22 protein-coding genes and 1 riboswitch are annotated in these 22,711 nt (G+C 59.6%); of the genes, 9 read left to right on the forward strand and 13 right to left on the reverse strand.

The annotated features are described in order from the left end of the window. Positions 1 to 17: 17 nt before the first annotated feature. The 4 genes from ACONT6_RS05530 to ACONT6_RS05545 all read left to right on the forward strand — a co-directional run bounded on the left by ACONT6_RS05530 (position 18) and on the right by ACONT6_RS05545 (position 3,431). Complete coding sequence (locus ACONT6_RS05530; protein ID WP_158078606.1) at positions 18 to 380, forward strand: PepSY domain-containing protein; 363 nt, start codon at positions 18 to 20, stop codon at positions 378 to 380. A 36-nt stretch (positions 381 to 416) separates the two neighbouring features. Next, positions 417 to 1,094 (forward strand): response regulator transcription factor, encoded by a 678-nt coding sequence (locus ACONT6_RS05535; protein ID WP_181253665.1) that lies wholly within the window; start codon positions 417 to 419, stop codon positions 1,092 to 1,094. Between the two features lie 4 nt (positions 1,095 to 1,098). Continuing rightward, complete coding sequence (locus ACONT6_RS05540) at positions 1,099 to 2,538, forward strand: ATP-binding protein (protein WP_428820779.1); 1,440 nt, start codon at positions 1,099 to 1,101, stop codon at positions 2,536 to 2,538. A 77-nt stretch (positions 2,539 to 2,615) separates the two neighbouring features. Further along, complete coding sequence (locus ACONT6_RS05545) at positions 2,616 to 3,431, forward strand: polysaccharide deacetylase family protein (protein WP_428820780.1); 816 nt, start codon at positions 2,616 to 2,618, stop codon at positions 3,429 to 3,431. A 40-nt stretch (positions 3,432 to 3,471) separates the two neighbouring features. On the opposite strand, the gene ACONT6_RS05550 is transcribed toward ACONT6_RS05545, so the two are convergent. The 6 genes from ACONT6_RS05550 to ACONT6_RS05575 all read right to left on the reverse strand — a co-directional run bounded on the left by ACONT6_RS05550 (position 3,472) and on the right by ACONT6_RS05575 (position 9,009). Next, positions 3,472 to 5,292 (reverse strand): acyl-CoA dehydrogenase, encoded by a 1,821-nt coding sequence (locus ACONT6_RS05550; RefSeq protein ID WP_428820781.1) that lies wholly within the window; start codon positions 5,290 to 5,292, stop codon positions 3,472 to 3,474. Between the two features lie 144 nt (positions 5,293 to 5,436). Beyond that, entirely contained in the window at positions 5,437 to 6,558 is a 1,122-nt protein-coding gene (locus ACONT6_RS05555; RefSeq protein ID WP_428820782.1) for an MJ1255/VC2487 family glycosyltransferase, read from the reverse strand. Positions 6,559 to 6,664: 106 nt separating this feature from the next. Next, positions 6,665 to 7,192, reverse strand: a complete 528-nt coding sequence (locus ACONT6_RS05560; protein ID WP_428820783.1) for a phosphatase PAP2 family protein — start codon at positions 7,190 to 7,192, stop codon at positions 6,665 to 6,667. Between the two features lie 112 nt (positions 7,193 to 7,304). Beyond that, the gene (locus ACONT6_RS05565; protein WP_428820784.1) at positions 7,305 to 8,372 is read right to left on the reverse strand and encodes a saccharopine dehydrogenase family protein; all 1,068 of its coding nucleotides are present in this window, start codon (positions 8,370 to 8,372) and stop codon (positions 7,305 to 7,307) included. Between the two features lie 69 nt (positions 8,373 to 8,441). After that, positions 8,442 to 8,654, reverse strand: coding sequence for a DUF1653 domain-containing protein (locus ACONT6_RS05570; RefSeq protein ID WP_078084587.1), 213 nt, complete (start codon positions 8,652 to 8,654; stop codon positions 8,442 to 8,444). 34 nt (positions 8,655 to 8,688) lie between these two features. Next, the gene (locus ACONT6_RS05575) at positions 8,689 to 9,009 is read right to left on the reverse strand and encodes a DUF3301 domain-containing protein (protein WP_181253658.1); all 321 of its coding nucleotides are present in this window, start codon (positions 9,007 to 9,009) and stop codon (positions 8,689 to 8,691) included. Between the two features lie 57 nt (positions 9,010 to 9,066). Between ACONT6_RS05575 and ACONT6_RS05580 the strand changes: the two genes are divergently transcribed. Then, entirely contained in the window at positions 9,067 to 9,762 is a 696-nt protein-coding gene (locus tag ACONT6_RS05580; RefSeq protein WP_428820785.1) for an SDR family oxidoreductase, read from the forward strand. Here the strand turns inward: ACONT6_RS05580 and ACONT6_RS05585 are convergent. Together ACONT6_RS05585 and ACONT6_RS05590 are read right to left on the reverse strand one after the other, a co-directional pair. After that, positions 9,735 to 10,046, reverse strand: a complete 312-nt coding sequence (locus ACONT6_RS05585) for a GIY-YIG nuclease family protein (protein ID WP_428820786.1) — start codon at positions 10,044 to 10,046, stop codon at positions 9,735 to 9,737. The two genes, ACONT6_RS05580 and ACONT6_RS05585, sit on opposite strands and share 28 nt — an antisense overlap. A gap of 14 nt (positions 10,047 to 10,060) precedes the next feature. Next, entirely contained in the window at positions 10,061 to 11,149 is a 1,089-nt protein-coding gene (locus ACONT6_RS05590; protein ID WP_428820787.1) for a PA0069 family radical SAM protein, read from the reverse strand. A 133-nt stretch (positions 11,150 to 11,282) separates the two neighbouring features. Between ACONT6_RS05590 and ACONT6_RS05595 the strand changes: the two genes are divergently transcribed. Further along, positions 11,283 to 12,827: an FMN-binding glutamate synthase family protein gene (locus ACONT6_RS05595; RefSeq protein ID WP_428820788.1), complete on the forward strand. Its 1,545-nt coding sequence runs from the start codon at positions 11,283 to 11,285 to the stop codon at positions 12,825 to 12,827. Positions 12,828 to 12,847: 20 nt separating this feature from the next. Then, positions 12,848 to 14,089: a cation:proton antiporter gene (locus tag ACONT6_RS05600; RefSeq protein WP_428820789.1), complete on the forward strand. Its 1,242-nt coding sequence runs from the start codon at positions 12,848 to 12,850 to the stop codon at positions 14,087 to 14,089. 337 nt (positions 14,090 to 14,426) lie between these two features. On the opposite strand, the gene tdh is transcribed toward ACONT6_RS05600, so the two are convergent. Together tdh and ACONT6_RS05610 are read right to left on the reverse strand one after the other, a co-directional pair. Further along, complete coding sequence (tdh, locus tag ACONT6_RS05605) at positions 14,427 to 15,452, reverse strand: L-threonine 3-dehydrogenase (protein WP_428820790.1); 1,026 nt, start codon at positions 15,450 to 15,452, stop codon at positions 14,427 to 14,429. A gap of 9 nt (positions 15,453 to 15,461) precedes the next feature. Beyond that, the gene (locus ACONT6_RS05610) at positions 15,462 to 16,661 is read right to left on the reverse strand and encodes a glycine C-acetyltransferase (protein WP_428820791.1); all 1,200 of its coding nucleotides are present in this window, start codon (positions 16,659 to 16,661) and stop codon (positions 15,462 to 15,464) included. Between the two features lie 250 nt (positions 16,662 to 16,911). Here ACONT6_RS05610 and ACONT6_RS05615 point away from each other — a divergent pair, with 250 nt between their 5' ends. Next, positions 16,912 to 17,211 (forward strand): hypothetical protein, encoded by a 300-nt coding sequence (locus tag ACONT6_RS05615; protein WP_428820792.1) that lies wholly within the window; start codon positions 16,912 to 16,914, stop codon positions 17,209 to 17,211. Between the two features lie 29 nt (positions 17,212 to 17,240). Further along, positions 17,241 to 17,356, reverse strand: a riboswitch (SAM-I-IV-variant riboswitch). A gap of 65 nt (positions 17,357 to 17,421) precedes the next feature. Here ACONT6_RS05615 and ACONT6_RS05620 read toward each other — a convergent pair. Together ACONT6_RS05620 and ACONT6_RS05625 are read right to left on the reverse strand one after the other, a co-directional pair. Beyond that, positions 17,422 to 18,852, reverse strand: coding sequence for an aldehyde dehydrogenase family protein (locus ACONT6_RS05620; RefSeq protein WP_428820793.1), 1,431 nt, complete (start codon positions 18,850 to 18,852; stop codon positions 17,422 to 17,424). 101 nt (positions 18,853 to 18,953) lie between these two features. After that, positions 18,954 to 20,579, reverse strand: a complete 1,626-nt coding sequence (locus ACONT6_RS05625; protein ID WP_428820794.1) for a 5-guanidino-2-oxopentanoate decarboxylase — start codon at positions 20,577 to 20,579, stop codon at positions 18,954 to 18,956. A 269-nt stretch (positions 20,580 to 20,848) separates the two neighbouring features. On the opposite strand from ACONT6_RS05625, the gene pdxH reads away from it, so the two are divergent. Beyond that, positions 20,849 to 21,487 carry a pyridoxamine 5'-phosphate oxidase gene (pdxH, locus tag ACONT6_RS05630; protein WP_428821477.1) on the forward strand — a complete coding sequence of 213 codons (639 nt, stop codon included), beginning with the start codon at positions 20,849 to 20,851 and terminating at the stop codon, positions 21,485 to 21,487. Positions 21,488 to 21,578: 91 nt separating this feature from the next. Here pdxH and ACONT6_RS05635 read toward each other — a convergent pair whose 3' ends face one another. Beyond that, positions 21,579 to 22,700 (reverse strand): acyl-CoA dehydrogenase family protein, encoded by a 1,122-nt coding sequence (locus ACONT6_RS05635; protein ID WP_428820795.1) that lies wholly within the window; start codon positions 22,698 to 22,700, stop codon positions 21,579 to 21,581. Between the last annotated feature and the right edge of the window lie 11 nt (positions 22,701 to 22,711).

Genomic DNA, 22,711 nt, shown 5'->3' on the forward strand with positions numbered 1-22,711 from the left:
ATAACAGGAGCTGCATTGTGAAATTTCCCGCTACCCCAAAAGCTGTGATGGTACTGGTGACCGGCCTGCTGGTCGCGCTGATTGCCTCTCCGCTCTATGCCGGGCAGCAGAAGGACTTGCGGGCTGCGGTTGCGGAGCCGACACAGCGCGGATTGCACTATCTCAATGTGCAGCCACTGGCCACCGTGCGAGTGCAAAAGCGCAGTATTTCCCGGGACCAGGCGGCAGCCATCGTGAAGAAGCGTTACGGTGGCAAGATCCTGGCGATCAGTGAAGTACAGCGCAATGGTCGCAGCATGTACCGGGTGAAGGGACTTTCTGACAAGAGTCAGGTCTATGTGGTGTATGTGGACAAAGCGAGCGGGCGTATTTCCCGCTGAGTGCCACACCGATAGATAACAGGCAGAGGATATTTTATGCGCGCACTGTTGGTGGAAGACGAGTACGCCCTGCGAGAACAATTGGCTTCATCCCTGCGCAGTGCAGGTTACACGGTAGATGATGCCCCGGACGGGGAGGAGGCCCTTTATCTGGGCCGCGAGTATCCCTATGACGTGGCCGTAATGGATCTCGGCCTGCCCAAGATCGACGGCATCCAGGTAATCGAAACCCTGCGCAAGGAAGGGCGGCATTTCCCGATCCTGATCCTTACTGCCCGCGGCCACTGGCAGGAGCGGGTGCGGGGACTCGAGGCCGGTGGTGACGACTATCTGACCAAGCCTTTCCACACCGAAGAATTACTGGCGCGCCTGAACGCGCTGGTGCGCCGCTCTGCCGGTTTTTCTTCCCCCACCATTAATGCCGGCCCCATCGAGCTGGATACCAGTGCCCAGCGAGTGAAAGTCTCCGGCAGTGAGCTGGAGCTCACTTCGTTCGAGTACAAGGTACTGGAATACCTGATGCTACACCCGGACGAGGTGGTGTCGAAAACCACCCTCACCGAGCATATTTACGAGCAGGACTGCGATCGCGACAGCAATGTGATCGAAGTGTTTATCGGCCGCTTGCGTAAAAAACTGGACGCGGCGGGCGGTGTAAAACCCATCGAAACCCTGCGCGGTCGCGGCTATCGATTCACCGCTGAAGCGGGCTGACTCCATGCTAGCGCGCGGGCTCCAGTCGCTTTCGCGACGTATCTCGTCGATGCCCCGCGCGCGTATATCCCTCTCGCGCTGGTGGCACTCCCTTTCCGGCCGGCTCTCCCTGGTAGCGACCTTGGTTTTGCTGGTGTTTCTGGCGGTACTGTCCGGCGTGCTGGAGCGCGCCTACCGGACCTCGCTGGACGAAGCCAAGGCGCGTGAATTACAGCTGCATATTTACACCCTGCTGGCAGTGGCGGAACCGGATGGAGACACCCTGCATCTGCCGCTAAACCTGCCGGAGCAGCGTTTCAACCAGCCGGATTCCGGTCTGATCGGTGCGGTGATGGATGCCCGGGGGCGGGTAATCTGGCGTTCCCAGTCGGCCCTCAGCCTGCCTAATTTTTCTGCACTGCCACTGCCGTTGCCCCTGCGTCAGGGGCAGCAGGTATTTGCCGAAGTCCAGCTGCCGGACCTGGATACGCCGTACACCAGTTTCCGCCAGGGCATTGCCTGGGGGCTGGAAAATGAACTGCAGTTTACGTTTGTGATTCTCGAGGACGCGGCGCCGCTCTACGCCCAGGTGAACCAGTTCAGTGGCACTTTGTGGCGCTGGCTGGGAATCGGCGCGCTGGCACTGATCGCGGTCCAGCTGCTGGTGTTGCGCTGGGGACTGGCGCCGTTGCGCGAGGTGGCGCGGGCACTGAAGGAAATGCAGCAGGGCGGTAGCGATACCCTGCAGGGGCGCTTTCCCCGCGAGCTGGTGCCGCTCACCGACAACCTCAACTTGCTGATCGAAAACGAGCGCCGCCAGCGGGAGAAGACCCGGCATACCCTCGGCGACCTGGCCCACAGCCTGAAGACGCCGCTGGCGGTATTGAAAGGGCTCGACACCAAAACCGATCCACAAAGTGCCCAGGCTGCGCTGGCCGAGCAGGTCCAGCGCATGGACAGTATTATCAGCTATCAGTTGAAACGCGCGGTAGCGACTTCACCCAAGTCGATTTTACGCGGGGTAAAGGTGCAGCCACTGGCGGAAAAGATTCTCTCGGCCCTGGACAAGGTCTACCGCGGCAAGTCTGTGGATGCGGAGCTGCTGTGCGATGATTCGGTACTGTTTTACGGGGATGAGGGGGATCTCATGGAGATGCTCGGCAACCTGCTGGACAACGGCTACAAGTACGGCGGTGGCAGCCTGCTGGTCAAGATCGAAAATACCGCGGATCAACGCGGTCTCGAGATTCTGGTATCCGACAACGGCCCCGGACTCAGTGAAACCCAGTGGCGGCAAGTGGTGCAGCGCGGGGTGCGCGCGGACCAGCAGCAACAGGGGCAGGGGATCGGACTTGCGGTGGTGGTGGATATTGTGGAGAGTTATCACGGTAAGATCGCCACGGTGCCTCCAGAGGATCGTGGTGATGCGGATCTCGGCGGCTTGACCCTGCGGATCAGCCTCTGACACGGCGCGGCCTGGACGGGGTGTTCCAGGGCCTGGTAAGGGAATTTATAAAAGGGAATTTAAAAAAGGGAATTTAGATGCAAACTCCACTCTTCGGGAAACTACTCGCTGCCACGCTTGCCCTGTGGTCAATAGCTGCTGGCGCAGAGCAAAACTCCCCGTGGCCCGGGGGCGCAGAAGTGGCCGTGGTGCTCACCTATGACGATGCCCTGGATTCCCATCTCGACGTCGCCATCCCGCAGTTGAACCAGCTCAACCTGCCCGGCACTTTCTACATCAGTGGGGCGCGCCCCTCCATCCGCTTGCGTATGCATGAGTGGCGGCGCGCGGCCGAGCGCGGTCACGAGCTGGGCAACCACATGCTGTACCATCCCTGTCGCAAATCCCTCTCCAACCGCAGCTGGGTAAAGCCCTGGCAGGATCTGGACAATTACTCCCTGGAACAGTTTGCTGAGGAAGTGCAGGCTACCAACAATATGCTGGAGGCGATCGATGGCAAAAAGCAGCGCACTTTTGCCTACCCCTGTGGTGACATGCTTGCTGGCGGTGAGAATGTGGTTCCGGCCCTGAAGAAGCTGGTCAGCGGCGCACGCCTGTATTCCGATGACGGCCAGCACCAGCGGGACAACACAGATCTATATCGTCTCGCGTCCTTCGACGGGGCGGACAAGAGCGCGGAAGAACTAATTGAAGTGGCAGAAGCGGCGCGCGATAACCACAGCCTGGTGGGCTATATGTTTCACGGGGTGGGCGGAGACTACATTGAGGTCACGTCCGAAGCGCACCAGCAGTTACTGGATCACCTGGCCGCGCACCCGGACCGCTACTGGGTCACCACCATGCGTGAGGCAGTGGCGCACCTGAAGCGGGAGCAGGCGCGCCACAACCTCTAACGCGGTGAATGGAGGGGGGCTGATTGACCGCGGCGGGTAATCAGAACCACTCCTGCTGCATGTCGAAAGGCACTGAATTGGCCGACTCCAGCAGCGCGATTTGGGGGGTGATCTCCGGCAATTCCCACTCGATATAAAAACGTGCCGCCTGCAGTTTACCCCGGTAAAAACCCTCATCCTCGGCACTGAGTGCAGGGTCTTGTGCGAGCTTTTCCGAGGCAATGGCGGCCTGTCTCAGCCAGATCCAGCTCACCACCACGCGCCCGAAAACATCCAGGTACAGCGTGGCATTGGCCAGGCCCCGGTCGGGGTCTGCAGACATCTGCAGTAACAGGTTTTCGGAAATACCATTCAGCTGATTCAGTCCCGAATTCAGCCCTTCCACCAGTGATTGCAGAGCCTTGTCTCCAGCACAGGCAGACAGGGTTTTGTGAATTTCCTGGGTCAGGATCTGGTATCCGGCCATTCCTTTTGCCGGCACTTTTCGCCCGAGCAGGTCCATTGCCTGGATGCCCTCAGTGCCCTCGTGGATGGGATTGAGGCGGTTGTCGCGGTAAAGCTGTTCCAGCGGATACTCGCGAATATAGCCGGAGCCCCCCAGTACCTGGATCGCGAGATCGTTGGCCTTGAGGCAGTATTTGGACGGCCAGGACTTTGCAATGGGGGTGAGCAGGTCGAGCAGCTCCGCTGCCCTTTCCCGCTCTACAGGCGTTGTGGCGCTGTGGGCGTCCTCCACCAGGGAAGAGGCGTAGAAACACAGTGCCAGGCCACCCTCCACATAACTTTTCTGCATCAGCAGCATACGCCGCACGTCGGCGTGCTGGATGATCGGAACCTGCCTGGACTGCGGATCGCGGTTGGACGGCATACGTCCCTGGGGGCGTTCCCTGGCGTATTGCAGGGCGTGCAGGTAACCGCGGTAACCCAGTACCGCCGCACCGCTGCCGACGCCAATACGGGCCTCGTTCATCATCTGGAACATGTAGTGCAGTCCGCGGTGGGGTTCGCCCACCAGATAGCCGACCGCGCCGCCTTCGCTACCCGCATCTTCGCCAAAACTCAGCACTGTTGAAGTGGTGTTGCGATAACCCATTTTGTGCAGCAGGCCGGCGAGTTTTACATCGTTGCGGGCATCCGCTTCGCCGTTTTTACCGGGAATGATTTTCGGCACCAGGAACAGGGAAATCCCCTTTACCCCGGGCGGGGCATCCTTGATGCGCGCCAGCACCATATGCACGATGTTTTCCGTAATTGACTGATCGCCGCCGGAGATAAACATCTTCTGGCCGCGCAGCCGGTAACTGCCGTCGTCGGCGGGGGTGGCGGTGGTGCGGATGTCTGCCAGGGCCGACCCCTGGTCCGGTTCGGTCAGCGCCATGGTGCCGGCGTAGCGGCCATCCATCATCGGTGGCAGGTAGGTGTCCCGCAGTTGTTCACTGGCGAAGCTGCGCACCAGATTGGCGGCGCCCAGGGTAAGGAACGGGTAGGCCGCGGTGCCGACATTTGCCGCGCTGATATGGGCCATTGCCGTGCGCAGGATCACTTCCGGCAACTGCATGCCGCCCTCGTCGAAATCATAGTGGGCGGCGAGAAATCCGGCTTCGGCAAAGGCGTCCCATGCCTTGCGGGTCTCTTCGATCAGGGTGACCTTTTCGCCATCAAACGTGGGTTCGTTGGCGTCCCCCTTGGTGTAGTGATCAGCGAAATACTTCCTGGCGATGGTCTGCGCGGTTTCCAGGGTCGCGTTGAACACCTCCCGGGAGTGCTCACTGTAGCGCGGGCGTTGCAGCAGCGCTTCGGTATCGAGAAATTCGTACAGCAGGAATTCGATATCCCGGTTGTTCAGCAGTTGCTCGCTCATCTTCACTACATCCTTCGCAATCATCAATTACTGTCGCTCAGGCCAGATTATGGAGTGGTGTAAAAACGGGCAATGACATTGCAGGTAATGGCTACTGGCATCTGTTGGTGGCAGGGCTATCTGGGACTGATCCATGGCGCCGGTTCACGTGCTTTCGCTACCCTTGATATCCCGTATAGCCTCCGTTCGCCCCGTGGCTTGGGGGCTTTGCGAGCCCGAAGAAGCCGTGGCCGCGTTGCCGGGAATTACGGCCTCCCACAAGCTTTCGGCAAGCTCCTGAGGGCTGTTGCGGCGTCCATTGGCCAACCAGTAGACAATCGCGCCGGCCACGTCTGGCCAGCAGATCCGCACGCCCACAGGGTGTTTCTCCAGCCAGTGACCGATTGTCGTGGCATCGAACTGGGGCACCACAGTGGCGAGCTGTAATTCTTCCAGCGCCAGCGCGTTGGCTTCCTGTTCAAACTGTCCCTTGAGTGGACGCGTCAGTATCGGCTTGCCTAGGGTCAGGGTCTCGGCGATCAGCTCGAAGCCGCTGTTGCAGATCACGGCTCTGGCGGTGGCCACGTCGTGGCGGAAGCCGTCCACGGACGGGGCTTTGAGCGTGATATTTTCGGCTTTTGGCAGGTCGGTGGGCAGTCCGTACACGATAAACCGCTGCGGTACCTGCGCCAGCTGTTGCAACAGCGGTTGCGCGTGCTCGAACGGCAGGTAGACCAGCACGTGCTCCTGCTGCGCGGGCGCGGGCTCCTCGTGCGCGTGGGCAATCGGCGGCAGGATCGGATGGCCGAAGTGGTGCCAGTGCATCCCCAGGCTTACCTGTACCGGTGCGAACATTTTCATGATCGCGCGCGCGGCCCAGCCAAAGGAAGGCGTGGGAATGGAGAAGTTGAACGCGTACTGGTGACCGAGGCCCAGGCTCGGGTGCTTGCGTTTCTTCGCCGCCCAGGCAGTGACCGGTTCGAAGTCGCTGATCACCAGATCGAAATCCTGCACCGGTAATTCGCGTATGTCTTTCAGCAGGCGGCTCAGGTTGAGCTGGCGGCCGGTGGCAAACTGGTCGATCTTGCCTTCTTTGTGCACAAAGGTGAGCCCCTCGCGCCACCAGTAATTACCGAATGCTTCCATGGCGAAGAATTTTTCCGGGGGACGGCCACTGAACAGCCACTGGACTTCCAGGTCGGGGAACTGGCGAAACGCCTCTGCCATGGCCCGGGCGCGGGACAGGTGCCCGTTACCGGTACCCTGAACGCCGTAGAGTATTTTCAAAGTTTTTCTCCGATTGAGCAGACAGGTTTTTGCATGTGGGTTGGGGGGCTGTTCGCGCAGCGAGATGTCGGCGTTAGATCGCCGTTACATCACCTTCAGATCGCATTCACACAAGAGTACCGCTGACCGCAAAGCCCACACAGGTTCCGAGGAGCGCGCCCGCGCACACATCGGTGGGGAAGTGGACACCGAGCCCCACCCGCGACATGCCCACACCGGCGGCCCAGAAGTAACCCAGGGCCCACAGGGGGTTAAGGCACTGGCTCAGCACGGTGACAAACAGAAAGGCGCCGGAGGTGTGGCCGGAAGGCAGGCTGAATCGATCATTGGCGACGATGATCGAGCGCAACCCGGGAATGGCTTCCGGCGGACGGTTGCGTCGGGTGGTGTTCTTGATGGTCCAGTAGAGTGAGCGTTCAATGGCGTAGGCCGCGGCGCATGCGTAAAAGAATCGCAGTGCAGCGTCGGTATCCACCAGCGCGATCAGCAGGGGGGAAAACAGATACAGCCAGCCGTCGGCAGAGCGGGAGAGCAGCAGGTAGTTCCTGCGGGAGGCCGGCCGTGTCGCCCGTTCCGCCATACGCAGGACCAGGGAGACATCTACCGTTTTCAGAGTGATAGGTAAGCTTCGCATACGGTAAAAGTACGAAGCATTTGTTGCGCTGGCTTGAACGAATTGTGTCAGGTCCGTGAAACCTGCCCGCTAGGGTGCAGGAGCCTGTAAGGCAGGCTCCTGCAAAGCGTGTTCAGTCGATGCCGATCTTGATCGCGCCGGATCCGGGCAGTTTTTCCACCAGCTCCTGGCCGCAAAGTTTAGACGGGGTGTAGTAGCCGCCAAGCCCCATATAGCCCAGCAGGTGTTGCGCCACGGCAATAGAGCCGTGCACGGTCACATCGTAACCATTGGCGGTAACGACACGGCCCACCCGGCGCTCGCCGCGGCGATCGTTGCGCACTTCGCCCCACACCCAGGTCTGTTGCTCCGCGCGCTTGTTCTCCGAGGGACCGCGCACTTTCTTGTCGACCTTGCCCTTGAGCCAGTTCTGTACCCAGTTCATACGCAGCAGCCAGCGGAACTTGTTCAGGTGGCCCATCTTTTTCGCCCGGCGCGGGCTCATCGGGATGTATACCTCGATATTGGGGATCTCGGTGGTGTAGTAGGCGGTTGCCACATCGCCCCACGGGATTGCCACCGCGAACTTCTCGCCGCGGCCAAAGTTGATCTTGCGAGTCAGCGCGGCGTGGGGAATCACCTCGATCTTGCCATTGCGGCGCACCGCGCCGCCCACACCCAGGCTCTCGATGGAGGTCTTGGCCGTGCCGGGACTCAGGCCGGAATCTGAATCAAATCCGAGGGTGAGGTGCGTTGCGCTGGTCATGGCCTTGTGCAGGGCTGCCGCCAGACAATCAGTGGGGATCACATCAAAGCCGGTACCGGGGCACAGCACGATACCCGCGGCTTTTGCCTCGGCTTCGAGGGCGTGGGCCTGCTGGTATACGGCCATTTCGCCGGTGATATCCTGATAGTGGGTGCCGCTGGCGATGCAGGCGCGCATCATCGGTTCTGCAGTGGCGGAGAAGGGGCCGGCACAGTGGATGACGACGGATACATCGCGCAGGGTACGCACCAGGGTTTCTTCGTCGTCGAGACTGACGGCAATGGCGGGCAGGTCCAGCTCGTTGGCCAAAGGCTGCAGCTTCGCCGCGCTGCGGCCGGAGAGAATGGGTTTCAGGCCCTGGGCCACCGCCTGGCGTGCGATCAGCTCGCCGGTATAGCCGTAGGCACCGTAAATCAGGATCTGCTTGTTGTTCACCGATTATCCTTATTGTGTCCGGTCTTGTGGACCTTGTTTTTCTGGTTTTGGAAGTGGTGTGGGGCCGGGTCAGTCCAGGGCTTTTTCCAGCGCAAAGCGCGGTATCGTCTGGCCGTCTTTCTCCACGGTTTCTGAAAACATCGCCAGGGGGCGTGCCCACACGCCGAATTCATCATACAGAGCCCGGTAGATGGCCAGTTGTTCCCCGGTTTCACTGTGGGTGGCGATTTCCATCAAATGGTAGAGATTGCCCTTGTAGTGGCGATAGATGCCTTTCTGCATATTGGTGTCTTCGTCTGTATCGGGTTGCGGGGCGTCAGCTCATGTGGAACGGAGACAGCTGGATCTGGCTCACGCGCTGGCCGTGCAGCACCGCGACACCACCATAGCGGCGCTCCCCGGTAGAGGTGAATTCAAATTCGTACTGTCGCTGCAGGCGCACCTGGCCACTGCGATCCCGCTTCAGGCGGGTGCGGGCGAGCATTACGGTATCGTCCAGCAGTTGTACACCGGTGTCCGCACAGTGGCTCTTGACGATGCGGCGCACGCGATCCTTTGCCGCCATGCCGGCCCAGAAGTACCAGGCCGCCAGGCCGATCAGGAATAGCCACACGAGGTCGCCGAGTGAGTAATACATAGGTACTTTGATTGCTATATCATCTGAACGCGCAAGAATACCACCAGAGGAGGGAGTATGCCCGGCACGATTCTCATCACCGGCTGTAATCGCGGTATCGGTCTGGAAATGACCCGGCAATTTGCCGCGGATGGCTGGCAGGTGGTCGCCACCTGCCGCAATCCTTCAGCTGCCTGGGAGCTCAGCGAGCTCGCCGAGGCCCACGACAATATCGAGATCCACGGCCTGGACGTGACCGATTACGCGCAAATGGCCGAGCTGGCAAAGGACCTGGAGGGCCGCTCCCTGGACGTCGTGGTCAGTAACGCCGGCTACTACGGCCCCAAAGGGGTAGGGCTGGGCAGTGTGGATGCGGAGGAGTGGCGCAAGGTACTGGAAGCCAACACCATCGCCCCCTACAAACTGGTGGAGACTTTTTACCCGCATATGGCGAACGGGCACTATAAGGTGGTGGGAATCCTCAGTAGCAAGGTAGGCAGTATCAGCGACAACGGTTCCGGTGGTGGTTATATCTACCGCTCCTCAAAAACCGCGGTAAACCAGGTGGCAAAAAGTCTCTCCATTGACCTCGCGGAGCAGGGTATCAAGGTACTGGCATTGCACCCCGGCTGGGTACAAACCGATATGGGTGGCCCGAATGCGCTGATATCCGTAGAGGACAGTGTGGCGGGATTGAAGAAAGTTTTGCTGGAAGCGGACGAGACTAGTAGTGGCCACTTCTATAATTACGATGGCACGACCATTCCCTGGTAACCCTCCCCCAAAACTTCTCTCAGGAAAGCTGGCCCGTTAGCGATCAACTGCTCTTTTTTGCGCTTGGGCCAGCGCTTGATTTCCACTTCCAGTTTTAAGGCATCGGATTTGCTGCGCATGGCGCAGTGAAAGGCGAGCGTCAGTGGTCCGCGCCCGCGCAGCGCCTTTGCGGCTTTCGGGCCACCGCTGTTGTGCTCCTCGAAGCGGCGTGCCACGTCCCGGGTAACACCGGTATACAGGCTGCCATTTTTGGTGCGGATCAGATAAACAAACCAGCCAGACAAAACAGTTTCCCAGATTAAAAAAGGCTCTGCTGATCGCCGGACTGAGGCGGCAGAGTGAACCGAGTGCAATCCAGATCCAACTTTCGTTCGTTCAGCCCCAGTTTGCGACAGGTTACCCGAAAGCGCTGCTGCAGTAACTGCGCGAATACTCCCGTGCCCCGTTGTCGTTGTCCAAACTCGCTCTGATTGTCCTTGCCGCCACGACTCTGCTGCACAATGCTCATGACGTGCTCCGCACGTTCCGGGTAATGCTCTTGCAGCCATTGTCGGAACAGTGGCGCCACTTCAAAAGGCAGCCGCAGCAGGATATACGCCGCGTGAATCGCGCCGGCACCGTGGGCGCTGTGTAGTATTTTTTCCAGCTCGGCGTCGTTCAGTGCGGGGATGATGGGGGCGGCCATAACTGCGGTGGGTATCCCGGCAGCGGCCAAAGCCTCGATGGTACGCAGGCGCGCCGCGGGCCCGGCGGTGCGGGGCTCCAGTTTGCGCTTTAACCCGTTATCCAGGGTGGTCACACTGATGCCCACATGCACAAGGTTGTCCTGGGCCATTTCCGCGAGTACCGGCAGATCGCGAAGAATCAGCTGGCTCTTGGTGACGATGGTCACGGGATGGCGGTAGCGTTGCAGGGTTTCCAGTATCTGGCGGGTGATCCGCTTGTCTTTTTCCAGTGGCTGGTAGGGGTCGGTATTGGTGCCCATGGCGATGGGACTGCACCGGTAGCCTTTTTTACGCAGCGCTTTTTCCAGCAATTCGGCTGCGTTGGGTTTGTAAAACAGGCGTGTTTCGAAATCCAGCCCCGGTGACAGGTCCATATAGGCGTGTGCCGGACGGGCATAACAGTACACGCAACCGTGTTCACATCCACGGTAGGCGTTGATGGACTGGGTAAAGGGGATATCCGGCGAGTTGTTGGTGGCTATGATCGACTTCGCCTTCTCCTCGATGGCCACGGTTTCGATCCGTTCCACAGGCTCCAGCGCCATTTCCCAGCCATCGCTCTCGCGGCTGCTCACCTGGTCCACAAAGCGACCGGCCAGGTTGCTGACGGCACCCCGGCCCTTGAGGGTACTGCGGGGATTACTTGGTGAATCGTTGGCCATGTCTTTCGTGGGGTGCTGTATGTTTGTACAGTTTATTGCCGGTCCCGGGACTGTGCAAGAGGGGCCGTGAACACATACAATGACCGAATAGTTTTGGGTTGTGTTCAAGTGGTTTCAATGTAGGGAACAGGGAATGGATCTTCAGGCTGTTGCGGCGATATACGCGTTTGCCGTCAAGGTATTGCAGGTGTTTGCGATGCTGTTTGCCTTCGGGCTGGTGGTGCTGGTGCTGTACGTGGTGTACCTGTATCTGTCGGATGTGAGCCAGACCAAGCAGGCCATCCGGCGCAATTTTCCGGTGCTGGGGCGGTTCCGCTATCAGTTTGAACACCTGGGCGAGTTTTTTCGACAGTACTTTTTTGCCCTCGACCGCGAAGAAATGCCGTTTAACCGCGCCCAGCGCAGCTGGGTGTATCGCGCGGCAAAAAACGTGGATTCCACACTCGCGTTTGGTTCCACCAGGCCCCTGAATCAGCCCGGGGATATCGTATTCCTCAATCACCCGTTTCCCACCCTGGCCAAGGATGCGGTGCCGCCCCGTGAAGTGACCGTCGGCGAGGGTGTGGCCCGACGGCCCTATACCACCCGCTCGATTTTCAATATTTCCGGTATGAGTTTTGGTGCGCTGTCGGTGCCGGCGGTCAGCGCGCTGTCCCGGGGGGCGGCCAAGGCGGGCATCTGGTTGAATACCGGTGAGGGTGGGCTTTCTCCGCATCATCTGGAAGGCGGTTGCGACATCGTATTTCAGATCGGTACCGCCAAATACGGTGTGCGCGATGAGGAGGGCAGGTTGTCCGATGACAAGTTGCGCGCGGTGGCGGCGCACGAACAGGTTCGGATGTTCGAGCTGAAACTCTCCCAGGGCGCCAAGCCCGGTAAGGGCGGGATTCTCCCAGGCATCAAGGTCACGCCGGAAATTGCCCATGTGCGCGGTATCCCGGTGGGTATGGATTCCATCAGTCCCAACGGGCACCCGGAGTTTCGGGATGTGGGCGGGCTGTTGGATATGATTGGCCACATCCGCGAGGTGACCGGCAAACCCACCGGGTTCAAGTGCGTGATCGGCAACAGCGACTGGTTGCACGAGCTGTGTGAAACGATTCAGAAGCGCGGACCGAATTCTGCGCCGGACTTTATCACCATCGACAGTGCCGATGGCGGCAGCGGCGCGGCCCCCCAGAGCCTGATGGATTATATGGGGCTCCCGATCAATCGCAGCCTGCCGATGGTGGTCGACCTGATTACCCAGTATGGATTGCGGGAACGCATCAAGATCATCTGCGCCGGTAAGCTGCTCACCCCATCCATGGTGGCCTGGGCGCTGGCCATGGGTGCGGATTTCGTCAATTGTGCACGGGGCTTCATGTTTGCGCTGGGTTGTATTCAGGCCATGCAGTGCAACAAGAATACCTGTCCCACGGGCGTTACTACCCACAACCCGGACCTGCAGCAGGGCCTGGATCCCATGGACAAGGCGGAGCGGGTCTACCATTACGCGCACAATATGGAACACGAGGTGGGTATGCTGGCCCACTCCTGCGGTGTGCCGGAACCGCGCCAGTTGCGACGCGCCCATGTAGAGGTCATCAACGAGCGCGGCACACCGGTACCTCTGTCCGACCTGGTACCGGAAGTGCCACCCAAATCCCTGATCGCCTCGGATCGCGGAACCCAGTAACCGTACAGCGGGAGAAGACCATGGAAGGGGTAACCACTCTGGTGGGGCAGGGCCTGTATATGGCGGTGGCCGCGGTAGTCGGTTTGGCCATTGCGCGGATACTGAAGCGCGGCAATACACTGGGCTGCCTGATTGCCGGTGTGCTCGCCGGTGTTCTGCTACCGGTACTCGATTACGACACCGGGCTGCGTGCTGAGAATATTCACCAGATGGTGTTTTTCGTGATCCTGCCGGTGCTGATTTTTGAATCCGCCTGGAAAATTGACCCGGATGTTCTGTTCCGCTGGCTAGGGCCGATTTTACTGTTCGCCACGCTGGGGGTGCTGATTTGCGGGCTGATCACGGCGGTGTTGGTGTACTACGGTGTCCATCACCCCACAGGCTTCCCCTGGATCGCGGCGTTGCTCACCGGTGCCATTCTCGCGGCTACCGATCCCGTTTCGATTATCGCGCGGATGCGCCAGAGCCATGCCAATGAGGAGTTGTTGACCCTGGTGGAAGGGGAGAGCCTGTTCAACGATGCGGTGGCAGTCGTACTGTTCTCTTTTATTCTGGGCATTGCCAGTCACAGTGTGATGGAAGGTGCGGTGGCAACCGGCGAGACGGTTGCCGGTGCCGGCAGTTTTGCGCTGTATTTCTCGGTACTGTTTTTTGGCGGCCTGGCGGTGGGCACACTGTGTGGCCTGCTCACTGCAATCGTCATTCTTTTTTTGGGGTCGGCAGGTGCGGCGTTGGTGGTGCTGGTGCTGGCCGCGTTCGGTAGCTTTTATCTGGCGGAGCACGTGGTGGGTGTTTCGGGGATTCTTTCGGTAATGGTCTGTGCGATTGTTTCCCGGGCCTGTTTACGCGAGCAGCAGGAAACCTATTTAACCCACGCGGCGCCGACCTGGGAGTGGCTTGGCCTTTTATTTAATGCGCTGATCTTTGTAATCATGGGCCTGGTGATTACCTTCAAGATGTTTAGCGATCAATGGTTGGCGATGATCATCGCGATTGTGGCGGCAATTGGTGCGCGGGGATTGGCGGTATTTATGCTGGCCCCACTGGCTCGCTTCGTAGGGCCGCCCATTCCGCAGAGTTGGCGCTTGATTTTAAGCTGGGGTGGTTTGCGCGGGGTGATTGCGGTGGCGCTGGTACTGTCGCTGCCAACAGAGTTGCCCTACTGGTGGACAGTACAGTCGATGGTGTTTGGTGTGGTGCTATTTTCCCTGTTGGTGCAGGGCACGACCAGCACGCGTCTGATCAGGAAGCTAGGGATTTAATGTCGCTTCCAGCAACATGATATTGCAAGTGAGGCTGGATATGACTGGTTTCTTCACGGCTTTTATTTTTGTAAAACAGGTGACCTGCCAGGCCGAGAAGGATTAGCGCGAAGATCAGTACACCGATGACTCTGAGCATGGTTGTGGCTCCACAAATTGGACTGATGTCAGATGCGAAGGGGGAGTGCTGGGTATTCGTTTTCAAAAGCGTCGGCGACAGGGATGTCGCCGACGCAGCGTACAGGGATGTACTCATAGCGGTTTTGAAAACGAATACCCAGTGCTCGCCCGTCACCGGGCTGTACCGGGGGTGCACCCGGAAAACCCGAACGTCGTTTTACTGCCAGTTAAGAATAACTTTGCCCGATTCACCCGAACCCATGGTGTCAAAACCAGTCTGGAACTCATCTACGGAAAACTGGTGAGTAATGATCGGGGAAAGGTCGAGGCCAGACTGAATCAGGCTGGCCATTTTGTACCAGGTCTCGAACATTTCCCGGCCGTAGATACCTTTCAGGATCAGGCCCTTGAAGATCACCTGGCTCCAGTCGATCGCCATTTCACCCGGGGGAATCCCCAGCATCGCGATCTTGCCACCGTGGTTCATGGCGGAGAGCATATCCCGGAAGGCCGCGGCAACGCCGGACATCTCCAGGCCAACATCAAAGCCCTCGGTCATGCCGATATCTTTCATCACATCGGTGAGCTTTTCTTTGCTGACATTGACGGTGCGGGTCGCGCCCATTTTCTTCGCCAGATCCAGGCGGTAATCGTTGATATCGGTAATCACTACATGGCGTGCACCCACATGACGGGCAACGGCTGCGGCCATAATACCGATAGGTCCGGCACCGGTAATCAGGACATCCTCACCCACCAGATCGAACGATAGTGCGGTGTGCACCGCGTTGCCGAACGGGTCGAAAATGGAGGCCAGTTCGTCGGAAATATTGTCCGGGATCTTGAATGCATTCAGTGCCGGAATCACCAGGTACTCAGCAAAGGCACCCTGGCGGTCCACGCCCACGCCGTAGGTGTTGCGGCACAGATGGCGGCGTCCGGCGCGGCAGTTACGACAGTGGCCACAGGTGATGTGGCCTTCGCCGGAAACGCGGTCGCCCACTTTGAAGCCGGCCACTTCCTGGCCCATACCGACCACTTCGCCCACGTATTCGTGGCCTACAACCATCGGAACCGGAATAGTCTTCTGTGACCACTCGTCCCAGTTATAGATGTGCATATCGGTACCGCAGATGGCGGTCTTGCGAATCTTGATCAGCAGGTCGTTGTGCCCGGGCTCCGGTACCTCGACATCGGTCATCCAGATGCCGGGTTCAGACTTGAGTTTGGATAATGCTTTCATAAATACCGCTTAGATAATCTCGAGTTCTTTGCCGACTTCAATAAATGCATCGATGCAGCGATCCAGCTGATCGCGGGTGTGCGCCGCGGACATCTGGGTGCGGATACGGGCCTGTCCCTTGGGCACAACGGGGTAGAAGAAGCCGACCACGTAGATACCTTTCTCCAGCATCTTGTCGGCCATTTTCTGGGCCAGGGCGGCGTCGCCGATCATCACCGGGATGATGGCGTGGTCGGCACCGGCGAGGGTGAAGCCCGCTTCGGTCATGCGCTTGCGGAAGTACTGGGAGTTTTCCTGCAGCTGGTCCCGTAGTTCTCCACCTTCCACCAGCATGTCCAGCACCTTCAGGGAGGCGGTGACGATAGCGGGCGCCACGGAATTGGAGAATAGGTAAGGGCGCGAACGCTGGCGCAGCAGGTCGATGATTTCCTTGCGGCCGGAGGTGAAGCCGCCGGAGGCGCCGCCCAGGGCTTTGCCGAGGGTGCCGGTAATGATGTCGACGCGCTCGACGACATCGCAGTATTCGTGGGTGCCGCGGCCGTGCTGGCCGAGGAAGCCGACGGCGTGGGAGTCATCGACCATGACCAGGGCGTTGTATTTATCCGCGAGGTCGCAGATGCCCTTGAGGTTGGCGATGACGCCGTCCATGGAGAAGACGCCGTCGGTGGCGATCAGCTTGGTTTTCGCGCCGGCGGCGTCGGCGGCTTTCAGTTGCTCTTCGAGATCTGCCAGGTCGTTGTTGGCATAGCGGAAGCGCTTGGCTTTACACAGGCGCACGCCGTCGATGATGGAGGCGTGGTTGAGGGCATCGGAGATGATCGCATCTTCCGGGCCCAGCAGGGTTTCGAAAAGGCCACCGTTGGCGTCGAAACAGGAGGTGTAAAGGATGGTGTCTTCGGTCTGCAAAAATTCCGACAGCTGGAATTCCAGAGCCTTGTGAATGTCCTGGGTGCCGCAGATAAAGCGCACGGAGGCCATGCCGAAGCCGTACTGGTCGAGGCCATCTTTGGCGGCCTGGATCAGGTCGGGGTGGTTGGCGAGCCCGAGGTAGTTGTTGGCGCAGAAGTTGAGTACCTGGCTGTCGTTGTTGACCTGGATCTCGGCACTCTGCTGGGAGGTAATAATGCGCTCGCGCTTGTAGAGACCGTCGGCTTCGATCTGCTTCAGTTCATCGCGCAGGTGCTGGAAAAATTGCTCGGGCTTGGACATGACGTTGTTATTGGCTCCTGTAGTGCTTTTGGCAAAAGGGCTATGTTCTGGGGAGGTCTTCCCAATTAACGACTGTTATGGCGGCGACGCTGGCGGGTACAGCTTTGTGAGACACGCCGTGAACCCATCCATGGGGGCTCGGCTGCGGCCGTCCTGGCCGCAGACGGTCTCACAAAGCTGTACCGGCCAGCGTCACCTTCGCGGAGAGTCCGCCGGTGAACTGCCGTAAGTGTAGGTTGGGGCGTCATCTATGACGATCACCCGCCTTTTTGACGAAAATAAGTTATCCAACCAGCTCACAGGCCTTGTGGGCCGTGACTGGTGCGTCGCTGGCTCGGCAATGGGTGGCGAAGGCCAGCGCATCTTCCGTCGAGTCGAACAGCAATTGCCACAACAGTTGTCGATCATTGCGTTTGACCGCCCGGACCGCTGTGCGACTGCGCTGCGGGGCAATCTGGATTTCGATAACGTCGGTGCTGGTAATCTGGAATTCGGACATGTTCCCTCCAAAAATTCTGGAGGGCTGACGGCGGAAGAGACGATTGAATAAATCGTATCCCGGTTGGATTGCACAGCTGGTCCGAACAAGTCGGTTACCAGCAAGAGCCCCATCCCCTGCACATTCTGTGAAGGGAAACCACCTTGCCCCGGTAGGCAGGTTGGCGTTGGCGTCAGCCACTCTCTTGATGTCGGGAGCAAAGATAGCGATGGCGGAACACTCAGTCAACCGCGCCGCCACTATGGGCGGCGCGTCAGAGCTTTATGCGGGAAGCTGCACGGATTTCAGTTCAATAAACTCGTCCAGGCCCGCTGCGCCAAATTCACGCCCATTGCCAGAACGCTTTACGCCGCCGAAGGGGGCGTCGTAATTGAATTCACCGCCGTTGACGAAGCAGAGGCCCGCTTCAATGCGGCGTACGACGGGCATGGCTGCCTCGGTGTCTTTTGCCCAGACGCCGCTGGAGAGGCCGTACTCGGTGTCGTTGGCAATGGCGATGGCTTCGTCCAAGTCCTTGTAGGGAATCATGCAGGTGACGGGGCCGAAGATTTCCTCGCGGGCGATGGCCATGTCGTTGGTGACGTCGGCAAATACCGTCGGTTTCACGTAGAAGCCGCTGGGGAAGTTTTCGGGGGTGTCACTGCCACCGGCCACCAGGCGGGCGCCTTCGGCGACACCTTTGTCGATATAGCCGCGCACGATGTCGCGCTGGCGGGCGGAGGAGAGGGGGCCCATAAAGTCGTCGCTGCCGGTACCCAGCGCGACTTCTTCGGCGACCTTCTTGGCGATACTTACTGCTTCCTCGTAACGCTCTGCGGGTACCAGCATGCGGGTCAGGGCGGTGCAGGTTTGCCCGGTATTGATGAAGACATCTTCACAGCCCCAGCGCACGGCGGCTTCCAGGTCCGCATCGGGGGTGATAATCAACGGTGACTTGCCGCCCAGTTCCTGGGTAACCCGCTTGACCGTGGGGGCCGCGGACTTGGCCACTTCGATACCGGCGCGGGTGGAGCCGGTGAAGGACACCATGTCGATATCCACATGGCTGGACAGCGCTGCGCCAACGATCGGCCCGGCACCGGGTACCAGGTTGAAAACACCTGCGGGCAGGCCGGCGGCGTCGATGATTTCTGCCATCACGTAATCCTGAAGCGGGGTGAGTTCCGAGGGCTTCTGGATCATGGTGCAGCCGGCGGCGAGGGCCGGGGCCACTTTGCCCACGAACTGGTGCAGCGGGTAGTTCCAGGGGGTGATAAATCCGCACACGCCTACCGGTTCTTTCAGTACCACGGAGTGGCCGGCTTTTTCGGTTTCTTCCATCAGTGCGGCGCGGTCGGCGTAGTAGCGCATAGCGTAGATGGGGCCATCGATATGCAGCCATTCGGTAATGTGTGGCGGGCAGCCAAGGGCCTGGGATACGGCGTCTATCAGGTCCTGTTTACGCGCTTCCATGCCGTCGGCGATGGCGTGCATCAGGGCCTGGCGCTTGGCGGCGCGGCTGTGGCGCCATTCCTTGAACGCCGCTTTGGCGGCGGCTACTGCATCATCCACATCTTCGAGCGTACCCTGGATTACCTCGCACAGGGCTTCTTCGGTGGCGGGGTTGATGACGGGATGCAGGCTGCCGCCCTTGGAATCGCGCCACTCGCCGTTGATGTAGAGCTGTTTCGTGTTGAGTTTTGATACGTCCATTGCGTCGTTTTCCGGTATTGAATTTTGGCTGAGCAGATGCCGCGGTGAAGCGCATATCGGCTCATTGAATAGTTTCTATCGCGATGCGCTGATCATCGCATTCAGGGCGCGGTGAGCTCGATCAATGTCGGGCCCTTGCGCGCGAATGCTTCCGCCACCGCTTCGCTCAATTGTTCCGGGCGATCAATGCGGCAGCCCTCGGCACCGAAAGCGCGGGCGAGGGTGACAAAATCCGGTGCGTGCAGATTGACGCCTTCCTGTTCAACCTCGGCTTCATCCATAAAGTCGCGGATCTCACCGTAGCCGCTGTTGTTCCATACCAGGATTGGCAGTGCCAGTTTCTGCTCCACCGCCGCAGCCAGTTCACCGAGGGTGAACATGATACCGCCGTCGCCAATCAGTCCGATCACCGGGCGCGGGCTCGCCAGGGCTGCGCCGATGGCGGCAGGCAGTGCGAAACCCAGCGTGCCGTAGCCGGTAGTGCAGGTGATGTGGCTGCGCGCCTGGTACAGGGGCAGGGCGTGGTTGGTGTTGTAGGCCAGCTGTGTGGAGTCGGTTACCAGAATGCCCTCTGCAGGCAGCGCATCGCGCAGGGCCTGTACCCAGGGTAAGCGCTCCTCGGATCCCGGCCACCACTCTGTGCGACACGCATGCAGCAGGGATTCCACTTCCGCCGCGGCCGACTGTCGGCGGGGTTCCCCGCTATCGGTGACCGCATCAGTGAGACTCGCGAGGGTGATACCCGCATCCGCGCAGATAGCGAGGTCTGGCTGCGCATTGCACACCAGTTGCGCGGGGTCGATATCCACCCGGATTAGTTTGCCGCGGAACTGGTAGTTTTCACGCACCAGATTGCGGTCGGTTTCCGCCAGCTCGGTGCCGACGGCGAGGACCACATCGGCAGATTCGATGCGCTCGCGCACGCAGGCAAAGCTCAGGTTGGCGCCGCCACACAGGGGATGGCGTTCGTCTACGATGCCTTTGGCAGCGAGGGATTCGAATACCGGTGCGGCGAGTTTTTCTGCCAGTTCAGTGGCGGCCTTGCCGCACCGCTGTGCGCCACCGCCAAGCAGGATCACCGGCTTTTCTGCAGAGCTGAGCCAATCGGCGGCGGTGGCAATCGTATTGCTTTCCGTGCCCGGCAGGCTCGGTGCCGGGGCGGCGCGGTAATCTGTCAGTTGCCCGGGCATGGGCGCCGGAAACAGGTCGATGGGGATTTCGATATGCACCGGGCCCGGTCGACCGCCGCGCATCAACTGGAAAGCACGCGCGAGCACTTCCGGCAGTTGCTGTGCACTGGTCAGTGCGTGCTGCCAGATGCAGAAACCGCGGCTCACGTCCTGCTGTCGCGGCAGTTCGTGCAGGCGACCGCGGCCCATGCCGAGGTCCTCGCGACGGTTGACGGCACTGATTACCAGCATGGGAATGGAGTCGGAGTAGGCCTGCGCCATGGCCGTTGCAGCATTGGTTACCCCCGGGCCGGTAATCAGGAAGCAAACCCCCGGGTTGCCGCTGGCACGCGCATATCCATCCGCCATAAAGGCTGCACCCTGTTCGTGGCGTGGCGTGATATGGGTCAAGCCACTGCCGGGCAGGCCCCGGTACAGTTCGATGGTGTGCACGCCGGGAATACCGAATACGGTATCGACGTCGTACTGGCGCAGCAGGTGCATCAGTACCTGGGCGCAGGAGGGGTTTTGTGGATCTTGATGTTCAGCCGTGTGCATGGACGATACCCCGACTCTCTTGTGGGTTTTTATCAGTTGGATGATCAGGTTTTCTATCAGATTTGCGCCGGAGCCTAGCGGGCCAACATGCACCCTGCAAGCGTCCGCAGACTCTGCGTTTCCGCCGGGGAATACGCCGGATAATTGAGTGTAGTCACAGCCTGTGACGGGGAAAATTGCGCAAATTGGGATTTGGCACACAACTGCGTAAACTTGCAGGCAGACTTTTCAGAAACAGCCAATGAACCAGTGGTAAGGATATGACAGCGATGGAAATTGATCAGTGGCGACGGGACTACCTGCGCGGCGGGCTGCAGCGAAGCGATCTGGCGGAGGATCCCATCAGCCAGTTTCGCGCCTGGCTAGAAGAGGTGGTGAAGGCCGATATTTCCGACCCGAGTGCAGTGTGCCTGAGTACCGCAGACGCGAGCGGCCAGCCGTCTCAGCGCATTGTCTTGTTGAAGGGATTCGGTGAGCACGGCTTCGTTTTCTATACCAATCTGAAAAGCCAGAAAGCGTGGGACATTACCGCCAATCCCAAGGTGTCGCTGCTGTTTCCCTGGCATTTTCTCGAGCGCCAGGTGATTGTGCGCGGCACCGCCGAGCTGTTGAGTGACGCTGAAGCGGATGCGTATTTCAGCAGCCGTCCGCGAGACAGCCAGATTGCCGCCTGGGCGTCACACCAGAGCGATGCCATTGTTTCGCGAAAATTGCTGGAGGAAAACTTTGAGGCCTGTCGCCAGAGATTCGATGGACAGGACGTACCGCGCCCCGAATTCTGGGGTGGCTACCGGGTACAACCCCATGCAGTGGAGTTCTGGCAGGGGCGTGCGTCGCGCTTGCACGACCGTTTTGTGTACCGTGCTTTGGACGGTGGCGAGTGGCAGATCGAGCGGTTGAGCCCCTGAGGCATCTAGTTTCGATCCTTCACGGATCAGAAGAAAGGCGGCCCCACAGGGAGCCGCCTTTTTTGTGGTTATCAACTTTGCTGAAAAAGCGTCAGGCTTTGATAAAGCGCTGGGTGTGAAAATCCGTGCTGCCGAACAGGTGCTGGATAGTGGTGAGGCGCTTGAACAGGTGTGCCACATCCAGCTCGTCGGTCACCCCGATACCCCCGTGTATCTGAACAGCTTCCTGTCCTACATGACGGGCGGCTTTACCAATGCGGCTTTTGGCTGCGGAGACCGCCTTTGGCGCAACCCCGTTGCCGGCGTCCAGTTCCATGGCCGCCATCATCAGGATAGAGCGGGCCTGCTGACATTCGATAAACATATCTGCCATGCGGTGCTGCAGGGCCTGAAAGCTTGAGATGCTGACGCCGAACTGCTTGCGGGTTTTGCTGTATTCCACGGTTTTTTCAAGCGCGCTCTCCATGGCACCGACCGCTTCGGCACAGATGGCGAAGGTGGCCCGATCGATGATCTTCTCGATAACGGGCAGCGCCTGGCCCTCGGTGCCCAAGAGATTGGCACGCGGAACCCGTACCTGATCGAAATAGATCTCTGCGGCGTTGTGGCCGTCCACCGTTTTGTAGTTATTGCGGGTGACGCCCGGCGTCTCCGCATCCACCAGCAGCAGGCTGACACCATTGTTTTCGGCCGTGCCTGTGCGGGCGGATACCACCAGGGTATCTGCGGCAGCGCCATTCAGTACCACGGTTTTGTGGCCGTTCAGGATCAGGTCATCGCCATCCGCTTGTGCGGTGGTGTCGAGTCGGTCCAGGTCAAAGCGGCTTCGCGATTCGGCAAAGGCAAACGCCAGCTGCAGATTGCCCTCCATCAGGGGCGTCAGCCAGTCGTTTTTCTGGGGCTCGCTGCCCGCTTCCGCGATCAACCCACCGGCGAGAATGGCGCTCGCCAGCAGCGGTTCAACCACCATGCCTTTGCCGAATTCTTCCATCACCACCATGAGGTCTACGGCCGAACCACCGAGGCCGCCTTCGTCTTCGGAGAAGGGCACCAGCAGCCAGCCCAGCTCTGCAAACGTCTGCCAGTATTCCCTGTTGAAAGGCGCGTTACTGGTAACCGTTTTCTGCCGGGTTTCAAACCCGTAGTCCTGGCGGATAAAGCGGGTGACGCTGTCGCGCAGTAGTTGTTGTTCTTCGCTCAATGAAAAATCCATATCTGCGTCCT

The organism is Microbulbifer sp. MCCC 1A16149 (assembly GCF_050368945.1).
In the GTDB taxonomy this organism is placed as follows: domain Bacteria; phylum Pseudomonadota; class Gammaproteobacteria; order Pseudomonadales; family Cellvibrionaceae; genus Microbulbifer.

Bases quoted from the DNA above. Each gene is read 5' to 3' on its own strand.
- ACONT6_RS05535 (WP_181253665.1), top strand. From the start codon at position 417: ATGCGCGCACTGTTGGTGGAAGACGAGTACGCCCTGCGAGAACAATTG.
- ACONT6_RS05580 (WP_428820785.1), top strand. From the start codon at position 9,067: ATGCCCGGCACGATTCTCATCACCGGCTGTAATCGCGGTATCGGTCTG.
- ACONT6_RS05620 (WP_428820793.1), bottom strand. From the start codon at position 18,852: ATGGACGTATCAAAACTCAACACGAAACAGCTCTACATCAACGGCGAG.
- pdxH (WP_428821477.1), top strand. From the start codon at position 20,849: ATGGAAATTGATCAGTGGCGACGGGACTACCTGCGCGGCGGGCTGCAG.
- ACONT6_RS05540 (WP_428820779.1), top strand. From the start codon at position 1,099: ATGCTAGCGCGCGGGCTCCAGTCGCTTTCGCGACGTATCTCGTCGATG.
- ACONT6_RS05600 (WP_428820789.1), top strand. From the start codon at position 12,848: ATGGAAGGGGTAACCACTCTGGTGGGGCAGGGCCTGTATATGGCGGTG.
- ACONT6_RS05635 (WP_428820795.1), bottom strand. From the start codon at position 22,700: ATGGATTTTTCATTGAGCGAAGAACAACAACTACTGCGCGACAGCGTC.
- tdh (WP_428820790.1), bottom strand. From the start codon at position 15,452: ATGAAAGCATTATCCAAACTCAAGTCTGAACCCGGCATCTGGATGACC.
- ACONT6_RS05610 (WP_428820791.1), bottom strand. From the start codon at position 16,661: ATGTCCAAGCCCGAGCAATTTTTCCAGCACCTGCGCGATGAACTGAAG.
- ACONT6_RS05550 (WP_428820781.1), bottom strand. From the start codon at position 5,292: ATGAGCGAGCAACTGCTGAACAACCGGGATATCGAATTCCTGCTGTAC.
- ACONT6_RS05615 (WP_428820792.1), top strand. From the start codon at position 16,912: ATGACGATCACCCGCCTTTTTGACGAAAATAAGTTATCCAACCAGCTC.
- ACONT6_RS05575 (WP_181253658.1), bottom strand. From the start codon at position 9,009: ATGTATTACTCACTCGGCGACCTCGTGTGGCTATTCCTGATCGGCCTG.
- ACONT6_RS05625 (WP_428820794.1), bottom strand. From the start codon at position 20,579: ATGCACACGGCTGAACATCAAGATCCACAAAACCCCTCCTGCGCCCAG.
- ACONT6_RS05570 (WP_078084587.1), bottom strand. From the start codon at position 8,654: ATGCAGAAAGGCATCTATCGCCACTACAAGGGCAATCTCTACCATTTG.
- ACONT6_RS05590 (WP_428820787.1), bottom strand. From the start codon at position 11,149: ATGGCCAACGATTCACCAAGTAATCCCCGCAGTACCCTCAAGGGCCGG.
- ACONT6_RS05560 (WP_428820783.1), bottom strand. From the start codon at position 7,192: ATGCGAAGCTTACCTATCACTCTGAAAACGGTAGATGTCTCCCTGGTC.
- ACONT6_RS05595 (WP_428820788.1), top strand. From the start codon at position 11,283: ATGGATCTTCAGGCTGTTGCGGCGATATACGCGTTTGCCGTCAAGGTA.
- ACONT6_RS05545 (WP_428820780.1), top strand. From the start codon at position 2,616: ATGCAAACTCCACTCTTCGGGAAACTACTCGCTGCCACGCTTGCCCTG.